Source organism: Armatimonadota bacterium (assembly GCA_017303935.1).
Lineage (GTDB): Bacteria > Armatimonadota > Fimbriimonadia > Fimbriimonadales > Fimbriimonadaceae > JAFLBD01.
In genome coordinates this window covers 41,463-53,514 of record JAFLBD010000002.1, presented here as the reverse complement: position 1 = coordinate 53,514, position 12,052 = coordinate 41,463, and the positions used below count along the sequence as shown (strand labels likewise).

Below are 12,052 nucleotides of genomic sequence, written 5' to 3'. Positions count from 1 at the left end.
AACCATCCAACCATTTGAATTAGTTATTTCGCATACCAAGAGAAAATTCGACTGAGAGAAGATGATCGAAATGAACAAAGTCAACACAATCGTACGCCATCCCGCAACTTGGATTTGCGGCTTGCTTGTGGTGAGCGCCGTCGCGTTCCAATCGGGCCGGGCGAATGCTGCCCCAATGTTTGCTTCAAAGCCCAAACCGATGATTACAAAGCCGGCTAGTTTTGAATCGAACTCGACGGGAACTGGCACAGGATTTTCTTTAGAAGCAGCTGACGAAACGTTCGCCAACCTCGTGGATGAAATTGCTCCATCGGTGGTTCACGTTCGAACAGAAACCGAATCTGCGAATGGCACCGTTCCAATGTCCCAGGGATCGGGTGTGATCATTCGCAACGACGGTTGGATTCTGACTAACGACCACGTCGTGCGCGGTCAAAAGACGGTCACGATTATCTTGTGGAACGGCAAGGAATATAAGGGCACCGTCATCGAGTCGAACGATGATCGCAATGACCTCGCGGTCGTCAAGATCGACGCCAACAACTTGCAGGCTGCACGGTTCGCAGATAGCGATCATGTGCGACCTGGTCAATACGCCATCGCTGTCGGCGCGCCATTTGGACTCGAAAACACGGTGACAATCGGTCACATTAGTGCCGTCGGGCGAATGAATCAAGCCGGCGACGCGACCGAGATTCGCACCTACAACAACATGATTCAAACCGATGCTCCGATCAATCCGGGCAACTCGGGCGGGCCGTTGTTGAACATCCGTGGGGAATTGGTCGGTATTAACACTTCGATTTATTCAGGGATGAGCGTGATGGGCGGCGGCTCGAATGCGGGAATCGGCTTTGCGATTCCGAGCAATCAGGCACGACTGATCTCCAACATTTTGATCGGTGAGAAGAAGATCACCCGAAGCTATCTCAATGTCCAGATGGAGAGCTTGAAGCCTTATGAGCTGGAAGAGCTCAAGTTGACAGGTGGTGTTCGAGTCATGGAAGTACTCCCGGGCGGCTCAGCGGCCAAGGCAGGCCTCAAGAAAGGCGATATCATCACTAGGCTGGGCAGCGAAGCAGTGGATAATGACCAAGACCTGCTGAATGCTCTATTGACCTACAAGCCGGGCGAAACGACGGAACTCACCTATGTCCGCAACGGTGCCGCCAAAACGGTGGACATCAAGCCGGATAGCAAGACAATGGGTATTCCTGCTCCGGATCAATCGCGACGAAATCAGATTCCAGACGGTCAAGAAGATCGAAACGGATTCCGGTTCCAAGTGCCTGACCAATGGCGAGAGTTCTTTAACGACGAGGCGCCAAGCGATAACAATCGTCAACAGGACCAACGAGCTGATGAAACTCCGTCCGTCAAGGGCGAAAAGGCCCGACTAGGCGTGAGCTTCAACGAGATCAATGACGGAAATCGCAAGGCATATTCGATTCCAGAAGGAGTCTCGGGAGTGATCGTGATGGACGTCCAACCAGGATCGCCAGCGGCTAAGCTTGGCTTGAAATCGGGTGATGTGATTACACGCCTCGGTGATCGAGCGGTTAAGTCCAGCCAAGATCTTATCGACGCCGTCAACAACTTCAAAACTGGAGATCGGTCCCAAATCACGTATCGAAGGTTCAGTGAGAACTCACAGCTTTCGTTTACGACGGACTTTGAGTTCTAATCCCAGAAAAAGTGATCGAGATCAAGCCCGCCAGGCGACCATCCTCGGCGGGCTTACTTCTTACTTGCACTGGGCGCAATGTCCAAGAACCTCAATCCGGGTTTCTTGGCTCTCAAACCCGATCTCTGCGGCTGCATCATCGGTGAGTGAACGGACGCCCGCACTGGGATGAATCTCATTCACGTTGCCGCACTTGTTACAGATGAAATGCTGACTGACGGTGCCATGATCGCCGTTAAAGCAACACGCTCGAAATCCGTCAACAATCCCTAGATGGTGCGCTAGGCCCAGTTCAACCAAAACCGACAGCGTGCGGTAAACGCTCACGACGTCGGTGCGATCGCCTTGCTGGACCAGCAACTCATGGATGGCATAGGCGCCGAGGGCGCGATTTGACTCGCTGAGAGCTCGAACCACCAATAGACGAGGCTTGGTAATGCGAAATCCCGCTTCACGCAGCTTCTCGGTTGCGACAGATTCAAAATTAGGTTCAAGCGGCTTCATTTCTGCGGTTCGGTTACGATATCAGGACGTTTTCATTTTATTCGAAAATTTCTTGCTCAAAAACAGGTTCATTTGAATCAAGTTTTGAAGCATAATCGTCTAGGGATACATCAGGTTCATTTGAATCTAGATATCCGAAGGCATTTGAATAGGATTTACGAGAAATTGTCTAACCTATGCAATTCCTGATTACGGAGGGAAAAATGAAGTTCTACGATCTGAAAACTCGACAGCACGTTGAAGTCGCCGAAGGCAACATCATGAAGAAGAAAATGGTCCGAAAGACCAAGTCTGGTGAGCAAACCCGCTACGCCCTCGTTGGAAAGCACGATGGCCGCGAACTCTTTAAGTTCGTGAGCGAAGCTGTTTACAAGAGCACTAATGCTCCTGATGCCAAGTAATCAACGGCTGATATAATCAATCATAGCGGCGGGACACAAGTTGTACCCGCCGTTTTTTGCTATTTAGCACCAGTGTCCGGCGAACCCCTGGCATGCTAGAGCGTCTTTACACCAATGGGCCCCTTAAAAGAATCTGATCGGGTTGCGCACTTACTCCGCCGCTTCGGCCTAGGTGCCAGTGTCCAAGAGGTGGAGTTTTACGGTCAGAACGGCGTCAAAGGTGCCATAGACCTCCTCTTAGATGATCAGCGCGATGACGGCATCAATTTGGATGTCTCAAAGTTCGCTTCAAAGAACGGCGCAATCAAACTCCAGAGCGTGCAACTGTACTGGCTCTGCCGAATGGTGCTCACAAAGAACCCGCTGAAAGAGAAAATGGCGCTGTTTTGGCACGATCATTTTGCCACCAGCGCGCAGAAGGTCGACTCTCCGACCGCCATGCAAAATCAGCTTGAGATCTTTCTATCCGAGGGATTGGGCCGATTTGAATCTCTGCTCTTGAACGTTAGTAAAGACCCGGCTATGCTCTATTGGCTAGATAATCAGCTGAACAAGAAAGGGAAGCCGAATGAGAACTTCGCACGCGAAGTGATGGAGTTGTTCACCCTCGGGATTGGCCACTACACCGAAAAGGATGTCCAGGAGGCTGCACGGGCGTTTACTGGCTGGGGATACGGCAACGGCAACCGGCAGGTCGAACGCGTCCCAAATCGGCAAAACAAGTTTCTCTTCAACCCTGCTCAACACGATGACGGGATCAAGGTAGTGCTGAATAACAAGGGGCCTTGGAATGGCGAAGAAATTTGTGGGATTCTGGTCGGGCATCCGCAGACTGCGCTCGCCATCACCAAGAAGATTTGGGAGTTCTTTGCCTACGAAAAGCCCGATGAGGCACTGATCAAGCGGTTGGCAACGCTTTGGAGGTCCAACGGATTCGAAATGAAAGTGCTCCTACGAGCAATCATGGAATCACCGGAATTCTATTCTGACAAGGCAATGCGAAAGCTGTACAAGAGCCCGATCGACTTCTGTATCCCCACGCTTCGGCAAACTGGGGCGGGTGCAATCTTGCGCTCCAGAATTGATGAGGCCGACACAGATGGCGACAACATCGGCCGCAAAATCGCCGGAATCTTGAATTGTCTTCGGGCGACAAAGTCTATGGGGATGGAAGTGCTCTTTCCGCCCGATGTGGCCGGATGGGATTGGGGCGCCGCCTGGATTAGCAGCGCAACTATGGTCGAGCGGATCAAATGGGCTGATCGGCTCTTTGGTGGTCAAGGGAAGGCATTGGTTGAAGCCAGTTTTGGAGAAAGTGAGGATGCACGACAAATTGTCGACAAACTCGTTCGGATTCTGGACATTCAGCTGCCAATCTCCAAAATGGACCCTATTGTAGCGGCGGCAACAAAGCAAGCTGGCCGCGATCTCACAAAGACAAAGCAGTCGGTGGTTGTTCTCGCCAGCCGACTCGTCTTCAGCAGCCCCGAGTTTCAATTCTGCTGATTCCAAGCCTCGGAAACAAAATTGCCCAGGTGGATTACCACCTGGGCAATTTTGTACTTACTGGTTATTACTTAGCTGATCGTCGTCGTCGCAAGAGTGCGCCTACACCGAGGGCCAGTGCTGTCATAGTAGCTGGCTCTGGAACGACGGCCTGGTTGATGTACGAAACACCAGCGAGGTCGAGTCCGGTTGGGGCATCTGGCAATGCTTCGAGGAACACGGTCTTCTTGATTCGAAGGCCGTAAGCAACTCGGTTGACAGTGATCGTAGCGAAATCGAGGAAGTCGCCATTGGTGTACGTTCGGGTGAACGAGGTCAATGGTCCGCCAATTTCGTTGTTAGCTTGGTTGAGTTCAAAAACTTCTTCAGTTACGGTGACCGAAGCGTTGCCGAAAGCGAATCCTCGGATGTTGAGGCTAATGCCGCCGAACAATGCTGTCGAGCTTGGTCCACCCAAAGGCTGTGCATCGTAAGTGATGAAGATTTGACCAACTCGTGGTCCTGGGACGCTGTCGCCAACGACGGCACCTGGGGTACCGACGGTAACCGAGTTACCTGTAGCGTTGGAAACCAATCCGCTGCTCACGTTAGCCGAAGCGCTAACAGTAAGGTTGTTGACGAAATACTGTGCATTTGCCATCGACGCTGCGACAGCCAGAGCACTTACAACTCCAATTCTATTCAATTTCATAATAACCAGTCCTTTCCAGGTTCTGCAGAACCTAGTCCTTTAATTATAGAACAGGATTTCTGATTCTGGTAGGGCAAAATGCGACAAAAACGCAAATTTAACCAATACTAGTAAAAATAGGGTCGTGCATTGGCACGACCCTATTGGTTTGAGTTGAAGAGGTCTAGGAATTAGGGATTACTTCGAGCGTCGTCGTCGAGCGACCAATCCGACCAATCCAAGACCCATAGCGATGAACGGACCTGGCTCTGGAACCACTTGCAACGATTGATTCACAAATCCAACCACTGCGAAGTCGAGAGCTGCGGTATCAGGTGCGAACATTTCGAACGTCTTCTTTGCTCGGATTCGAGTAACCGAAGTGTCTGACCAGCTGATGACGTTGCTCCAGTTGATTGGGCCGCCGCCAGTGAATACGTGCTCGACTTCACCCAAGAAAGCGACTTCATTGCCCAAACTGTCGAGCTTAAAGATCTGCTCCTTGAAAGCGATCGTGCCGCTACCGGAGAGTCCACCACCAAGGTTGATGCTCACATTGTCAGCCGTCATCGACGCGGTTGATTCGGCATCGTATTGAATGCTGAAGTTGCCGCTTCGGTATGGGTTGCCAGAAACGATCACGGTGTCGCCGACTTTAGCATTTGGAGTAGTGAATGTAACGCCTGTGCCAAAGACCGTCGAGGTGATGCCTGATCCCAATTGACCGCCAGAGTAAACAAAGTTCGTGAACGTCACAGCTTGCGAAGCAACAGCAGCAACAGCAATCACGAGAACGGAAAATACTTTCTTCATAGTAAACCTCTTCAAACCGACATCATCGGTGATTGCCCTTCAAGTGCAACCAGGTCGGATGTCAACACGATCATTCTAGCATAGGTCGGTCCAAATTCAAAGGAGTTGTTGAAGAAAACCTGTAAATAACCAGGATTTCGGAGACAACCTGGTATTTAAGCCGGGTGGAAAAGTAAGAAGGGATGGCAAGTTTGCACTTGCCATCCCTGTTTGTCCAGATGAGTAGTTGTTCTGGAGCTAAAGTTAGCTCTTTCGGCGACGTCGCAGCAGTGCGGCAACGCCAAGGCCGAGAGCGGTCATGGTGCCTGGCTCTGGAACAACGTGAACGCTCTGGTTCATGATGCTCACAGCAGCGGCATCAAACGAGGTTCCGCCTGTACCAGCAGCAAGAATGATTTCCTTCTTGACTCGGATTTGTCCGACAGGTCGGGAAAGGTTGATCAAGCCAGCTTCTGCGAAGGTGTTTCCAGGAGTGTTACTCGTGGTCCACTGCTTAGTAAGCGAACCGACCAAGAACTCACCGGTGTTGGTTTGTTCGTATACCTGCTCAACGAACTGAACAATGCCAGTACCGAAGACCGAGCCGGAGATCGACCAGTCAACAGCAACAGCATTTCCGCCGAAGTTGTTTGCAACGTATTCGAAAACGATCGAGTGAGGACCGCCAGCACCGAGAAGGTTGGCATTTGGCATCATGATCGTGATCGCGTTGCTGCCAACGTAAGGAGTGTTGGTCGAAGTCATGTTGACCACACCACTCAAAGTGCTGGAAGTGACGGTGGAACCTGCACCATACGATCCAGTTGGGAATTGCAAAATGGTCCAAGTAACTGCCTGCGAAGATGCAGCTGCTACCAAGGCGCCAATCAATAAAGCAAATTTCTTCATAAGTCTAACCTCTAACTATTCATCTAGGACTTTGGATGCCCGGTCCAAATACTCTCATGTAAGCTGGGCATACACCACAACCTACACCTTGGACCGTTACGAGTATAGCATGGGTTCCTGCAAATTCCTAATCTTTTTTCATGCCATTTGGGCACGACCGGACAGAATACTTGCACAACCTAGTAAGATTGCGGGCAGTGTTCAAGCGCAATCTCGTTCCTGAGAACATAATGTTAGTAGTGTAGAAGTTTCGAGGCAAGGGCTAAAAAATGAAAGCAGTGGTGATGGCAGGTGGTGAAGGGTCGAGACTCCGACCCATTACGGCAAATCGACCGAAGCCCCTCGTCCCCGTGGGCAACCGCCCGATCATGGAGCACATTCTTGAGCTCCTCAAGCGACACGGAATTACAGAAGTCGTCTCAACCTTGCACTACCTCGCCGACGAAATCACGAGCTATTTTGATGATGGCTCCGATTTCGGTTGTGAGATGTCATACAGCATCGAAGACACCCCACTTGGAACCGCGGGTAGCGTCAAAAAGGCCGAAGATCAGCTCAACGACGGAACCTTTATCATCGTCAGCGGCGATGCTATGACCGATTGCGACCTGACAAAGGCGATCGAATTTCATAAAGCCAAAGGTTCGCTGGCAACACTTATTCTATATAGAGTGCCATCTCCGCTCGAGTTCGGCGTGGTCATCACAGACCCAGACGGCAGAGTCATTCGGTTTCTCGAAAAGCCGAGCTGGTCTGAGGTCTTCAGCGATACGGTCAACACGGGAATGTACATCCTTGAGCCAGAGATCTTTGATCTTATGGAGCAGGGAAAGCAATACGACTGGTCGCAAGACATCTTCCCCCAGCTGCTGCGTGACGGCAAGCCGATTTATGGCTACATCATGGAAGAGTATTGGTGCGATGTCGGCACGTTGGGGCAGTACCGCGAAGCTCAAGAGCATCTACTGAGCGGCCGGACTTCGCTCGATGTACCTGGCGAACAGGAGCAACCTGGAATCTGGCTGGGGCAGGGCACAACGATCGAGGACGACGCCCAGATCATCCCGCCGGTCTGTATCGGAAGGAATTGCAAAATCAAGCGTGGCGCCCGAATCGGACCTTATACGGTCATCGGTGATCATGCGCTGGTCGAAGAAGGTTCCGTCATCGAACGGAGCGTCATTTGGGATAACGCCTACATTGGCCCTGGGGTCGGAATCCACTCCGCAATTCTCGGTTCGCGGGTGACGATCAAGCGGGATACCGTTGTGCGGGAAGACGCGGTTGTTGGCGATCGTTGCTTGATTGACGTTGGGTGTACGATCCGGCCGAGAATCAAACTCTGGCCAGATAAGGTAATCGAGCGCGGCTCGACGGTCACGATGTCTCTGGTTTGGGGCAACAAGTGGCGAGGAGCCCTTTTCCGAGAACTTGGCGTTGCAGGACTTTCGAATATCGAAATCACTCCGGACTTCGCGACTCGATTAGGCTCAGCCTACGGGACAACATTGCGCAAAGGCTCCACTGTGGTCACTGGACGAGATAGCAGCCGCTCGAGTCGAATGATCAAGCGCGCAATCATGTCGTCGCTGCTCAGCGTCGGCTGCGAAGTCGTCGACATGCGCAGTACGGCGGTCCCAATCATGCGGCACTTTGTACGGGCTAGCGGAGCAGCGGGCGCGGTGAACGTACGAAAGCTCCCCGGAAATAGTCGGGTGACTCTCATCGAATTTTTCGATGAGAAAGGGATGTACATGGGGCGGAATCAGGAGCGCAAAGTCGAATCCGCTTTCTTCCGCGAGGACTTCCACCGAGTCGATCCGGACGATCTTGGGTACATCGAGTTCGCCAGCCGAGCGATCGAGGAATATCAAGCGGATTACTTCCGATTTCTTGGAGAATTGCCAAAGGCCAAGCGCACGAAAATGGTCTGCGACTTTGGCTACAGCTCGATGAGCTCGATCTTTCCTCAGATGATGTCGCGCAGTGGCATCGACGCGATCAATACCAACAGCTTCAACGACGCAAGGCTCGCTCCTCGAAACGAGGAGGACATCACGCGGCACCTCAGTCAGCTCACTCAGATCGTGAGCACCCTCGGATACGAGATGGGCGTGCTGTTCATCAACGAAGGCGAAAGGCTGGCGCTGGTGGATGAACGTGGCCGAATCATCAACGGTACAGTTCTGCTCGCCGCCATGAGTTGGCTCGTTCAGAAATGTTCTCCAGGCGCAAAAATTGCCCTGTCGGTCACGGCACCAAGCGCGTTAGAGCGGACATTGACAGCCATGGGCGGCAACATCGTGCGCTCGAAAGCTGACACTCGATCATTGTTGGCGACCGCGGACGCAGAAGAAGTTCTGCTCGCTGGCGACCAGAACGGGGGCTTTGTTTTCCCGAAATTCCACAGCGGATTTGATGCCATGTTTGGTCTTTCGATGCTGGTGAAGATGCTCCAACTCCAGGAGATGACGCTCAGCCAGGTGCTCGAATCGCTGCCTGAATTCCATATCGCCAGCGAAACAGTGCGCTGCCCGTGGGAAATCAAGGGAACGGTGATGCGCAAACTCGCCGAGCGATACCAGAGTGATGATCAGGTTGAACTTCTGGACGGAATCAAGATTTTTGACGGTGATAAATGGGTGTTGGTGATCCCCGATTCGGTTGAACCAACCTTCCATATTCATGCGGAATCGGACGACGATGCGGTAAGCCGCCAAATGGTTCAAGAATTTGCCGACGAAGTCAACCGATTACAGTTGGAAAATGACTGAATCTGATTCATAATATTTGGCAGTGAAGCCCCCCTTCCTCTTGCTCTGCCTTGTTGCGTCTGCGCCTCTGATCGGTTGCCAATCTGCACCTGCGAATAGGGTGGTTTCCGGTGTTGCCGCGGTGCCCCCGCCAAAGCAGAACGTGACCGCACCAAAGAAGCAAAGTAACAAGCCGGTCACCAATCGAGAACCGAATACAAACGGGAAGGTCTTCATCCTCGAATATCATAAGTTTGAGGAGAAAGAGACGCGGTGGGGTCGAACGCCAGCGAGTTTTCGCAGAGATTTGGAGTTGTTGTACGCGGTGGGCTTTCGGCCGATTACCTTATCTCAGTACCTGCAGAATAAATTTGAAGTCCCGCCAGGTGCCACGCCGGTGGTCTTTACTTTTGACGATGGCCACGAAAGCCAATATCGGATTCTTCCGAACGGGGAAGTCGATCCAAATTGCGCGGTGGGCATCTGGAAGAAATTTGCAGAAACTCGACCGGACTTCCCTGTGAGGGCTACTTTCTTCGTGCTTCCTCCGGTTCCCTTTGTCAAGATGGATACGGCAAGAGAAAAGTTGGCCTTCTTGAAATCTCAAGGTAGCGAAATCGGCGTTCACACCCTGAGTCATCACCGGCTCGATACTCTTACCGATGAGCAAGTCAAAAAGGAGATCGGTGGTTCAATCGACTGGGTGAGATCGTGGGGAATTGAACCCAAAACAATGGCTATGCCATACGGAATCTATCCAAAGAACAAGTCCTTGCTGAAAGAATTCAAATGGAATGGAAAGCGCTATAAGCTCGATGGTGCGGTTCGTGTGGGTGCCGTCCCGATGCCATCACCTTCATCTGAGAACATCAATCGCTGGGGATTGGGCCGAATTCAAGGAATCTCGTTACCTTGGGGGCTGCGACACTGGCTTCAGATTTATAAGAAGGGCGAAGTCAAGATGTATGTTGCGCCTCGGGTTGCCGAGCCTGCAAAGCCTAAGGTATAACTGAGTTCCACGCGCGGGTGGTGAAATTGGTATACACGCTACCTTGAGGTGGTAGTGCTCACAAGGCATGGAGGTTCGAGTCCTCTCCCGCGCACCAATCCTTCTTTCTTTTTTCACAAAAATGGGGCGAATTCCGTATTTGGAATTCGCCCCATTTTGGAGATGAACAACGATAGTGGTTCTTATCGTTTGACGAACTGGAAGCCGCGTCGTGCCTTCTTTCGACCGTACTTCTTTCGTTCCTTGACTCGCGAATCTCGAGTCAGGAATCCTTCGTCCTTCAACGGCTTTCGCAAATTCTCATCCATTTCGATGAGTGCTCGTGAAATTCCAAGTCGAATGGCGCCGGCTTGACCGGTAATTCCGCCACCCTTGGTGCTCGCAACGACGTCAATTTGACTTTCCATTCCGAGAGCGACAGCTGGGCTCTTAATCAAGATGTCCAGAACAGGTCGTCCCAAATATTCGCTGGCTTCTCGACCATTGATGGTGATCTTGCCTTCGCCCTTGGTGACCCAAACTCGAGCGATTGCGCATTTTCGTCGGCCAGTGCCGTAATTAGCGTTTTTCATTAGTTCTTACCGATCTCCAATGGCTTAGGATCTTGTGCGGTGTGGGGGTGATTTGGCCCGGAGTACACCTTCAGCTTTGTAAAAATCTGGTGGCCAAGCTTGGTCTTTGGCAACATGCCCCAAACAGCCTTCGAGACGAGCTTTTCTGGGTTGTCAGCGAGCATCTTCGAGCGCGAAACATTCTTAAGTCCGCCTGGCCATCCCGAGTGCCAATAGATGAGTTCGTCACCCTTGGTACCGGTGAGCACCGCTCGATCTGCATTGATGATGACTACAAAGTCGCCACAATCTTGGTTGTAAGTAAACGTTGCCTTGTGCTTACCGCGAAGCACTTGAGCAACTTGCGCGGCCAATCGGCCTACTGGCACACCTGTGGCGTCAACCACGTGCCAATTGCGCTCAATATTCTCTTTTGACGCACTATACGTTCTGTTCATTTGTTCTCCAAGTGAGGGATTTCTCCCGTCAAATCTGTTTGTTGATATCGTGATCGGAAATCTCTAGGATGCCGTCCATAGCGGATGTTTTTGAGGCAAAGTCCTTTCGCGGGTAGGACAACCGGCCAATGGATGGTTTCCCGCCTTTCCAAATCGAGCAATCCTGCGATGTCGCTTCCTGGACGTCGACCTCGGCCGACTTCGAAGAGTCCTCCACTGATTCTGCGCATCATTCCTCGCATGAATGCGTTTCCTCGAATGTCGATCCAGATTTCTCTCCCGGCGCCTCGGACATTGATCTCAAAAATCTCTCGAATTGCGTTTGCTTCTGGTTCGACTTCCTCGCTAAATGCTCTGAAGTCATGAACTCCAACCAAGCACTTCGATGCTTCCTGCATAGCTTTTAGGTCTAGCTTTTTCCAGTAGTCGTGGGTAAACCGCGAGATATTTGGATTTCGAGGAGATTGCCGAATTCGATAGCGATATGTTCGATCAACCGCACTAAATCTCGAATGGAACGAGTCCGGGACGAACTTTGCTTTTTGAATCCCGATATCTTGCGGGAGCATGTTGTTCAAGATTCTGGGAATCTGAACAGGATCTGCTTTCCAGTTCGTGTCGAAATGACACACCTGGTAATCAGCATGAGCTCCTGAATCGGTGCGGCTTGCTCCGATGATCTCGCAATCTTCGCCCGAGACCTGGCGCACGATATCTGTCAATGTACTTTGGACCGTTCGTTGATCTTTCTGCGGGGCCCATCCACAGAAGTCAGTGCCATCATAGGCGACGATGAGTTGAAGTCTTTTCAGAGC

At 51.6% G+C, this 12,052-nt stretch carries 12 protein-coding genes and 1 tRNA gene; 6 read left to right on the top strand and 7 right to left on the bottom strand.

Going from position 1 to position 12,052, the window contains the following annotated elements:
• Nucleotides 1-70 precede the first annotated feature (70 nt).
• Nucleotides 71-1,684: a PDZ domain-containing protein gene (locus tag J0L72_04870; protein ID MBN8690111.1), complete on the top strand. Its 1,614-nt coding sequence runs from the start codon at nt 71-73 to the stop codon at nt 1,682-1,684.
• Nucleotides 1,685-1,744: 60 nt separating this feature from the next.
• Here J0L72_04870 and J0L72_04865 read toward each other — a convergent pair whose 3' ends face one another.
• Nucleotides 1,745-2,188 carry a transcriptional repressor gene (locus J0L72_04865; GenBank protein MBN8690110.1) on the bottom strand — a complete coding sequence of 148 codons (444 nt, stop codon included), beginning with the start codon at nt 2,186-2,188 and terminating at the stop codon, nt 1,745-1,747.
• Nucleotides 2,189-2,364: 176 nt separating this feature from the next.
• Between J0L72_04865 and J0L72_04860 the strand changes: the two genes are divergently transcribed.
• Complete coding sequence (locus J0L72_04860; protein ID MBN8690109.1) at nt 2,365-2,589, top strand: hypothetical protein; 225 nt, start codon at nt 2,365-2,367, stop codon at nt 2,587-2,589.
• Between the two features lie 114 nt (nt 2,590-2,703).
• Complete coding sequence (locus J0L72_04855; protein MBN8690108.1) at nt 2,704-4,095, top strand: DUF1800 domain-containing protein; 1,392 nt, start codon at nt 2,704-2,706, stop codon at nt 4,093-4,095.
• Between the two features lie 67 nt (nt 4,096-4,162).
• Here the strand turns inward: J0L72_04855 and J0L72_04850 are convergent, their stop codons facing one another.
• The 3 genes from J0L72_04850 to J0L72_04840 all read right to left on the bottom strand — a co-directional run bounded on the left by J0L72_04850 (nt 4,163) and on the right by J0L72_04840 (nt 6,466).
• The gene (locus tag J0L72_04850) at nt 4,163-4,786 is read right to left on the bottom strand and encodes a PEP-CTERM sorting domain-containing protein (GenBank protein MBN8690107.1); all 624 of its coding nucleotides are present in this window, start codon (nt 4,784-4,786) and stop codon (nt 4,163-4,165) included.
• A 177-nt stretch (nt 4,787-4,963) separates the two neighbouring features.
• Nucleotides 4,964-5,578, bottom strand: coding sequence for a PEP-CTERM sorting domain-containing protein (locus J0L72_04845; protein ID MBN8690106.1), 615 nt, complete (start codon nt 5,576-5,578; stop codon nt 4,964-4,966).
• 243 nt (nt 5,579-5,821) lie between these two features.
• Complete coding sequence (locus J0L72_04840) at nt 5,822-6,466, bottom strand: PEP-CTERM sorting domain-containing protein (protein ID MBN8690105.1); 645 nt, start codon at nt 6,464-6,466, stop codon at nt 5,822-5,824.
• 269 nt (nt 6,467-6,735) lie between these two features.
• On the opposite strand from J0L72_04840, the gene J0L72_04835 reads away from it, so the two are divergent.
• The 3 genes from J0L72_04835 (at nt 6,736) to J0L72_04825 (ending at nt 10,325) form a co-directional block, all read left to right on the top strand.
• Nucleotides 6,736-9,240, top strand: coding sequence for an NTP transferase domain-containing protein (locus J0L72_04835; protein MBN8690104.1), 2,505 nt, complete (start codon nt 6,736-6,738; stop codon nt 9,238-9,240).
• Between the two features lie 22 nt (nt 9,241-9,262).
• On the top strand, nt 9,263-10,228 hold the full coding sequence (locus tag J0L72_04830; GenBank protein MBN8690103.1) for a polysaccharide deacetylase family protein: 966 nt from the start codon (nt 9,263-9,265) through the stop codon (nt 10,226-10,228).
• 11 nt (nt 10,229-10,239) lie between these two features.
• Nucleotides 10,240-10,325 (top strand) — tRNA-Leu (locus tag J0L72_04825).
• Between the two features lie 85 nt (nt 10,326-10,410).
• Here J0L72_04825 and rpsI read toward each other — a convergent pair.
• Genes rpsI through truA form a run of 3 tightly spaced genes read right to left on the bottom strand, consistent with a single transcriptional unit; the run spans nt 10,411 to nt 12,049 of the window.
• Nucleotides 10,411-10,800, bottom strand: a complete 390-nt coding sequence (gene rpsI / locus J0L72_04820) for a 30S ribosomal protein S9 (GenBank protein ID MBN8690102.1) — start codon at nt 10,798-10,800, stop codon at nt 10,411-10,413.
• Nucleotides 10,800-11,237, bottom strand: coding sequence for a 50S ribosomal protein L13 (rplM, locus tag J0L72_04815; GenBank protein ID MBN8690101.1), 438 nt, complete (start codon nt 11,235-11,237; stop codon nt 10,800-10,802). The genes rpsI and rplM overlap by 1 nt, the downstream gene beginning before the upstream one ends.
• Nucleotides 11,234-12,049 carry a tRNA pseudouridine(38-40) synthase TruA gene (gene truA / locus J0L72_04810; protein MBN8690100.1) on the bottom strand — a complete coding sequence of 272 codons (816 nt, stop codon included), beginning with the start codon at nt 12,047-12,049 and terminating at the stop codon, nt 11,234-11,236. The genes rplM and truA overlap by 4 nt, the downstream gene beginning before the upstream one ends.
• Nucleotides 12,050-12,052 lie beyond the last annotated feature (3 nt).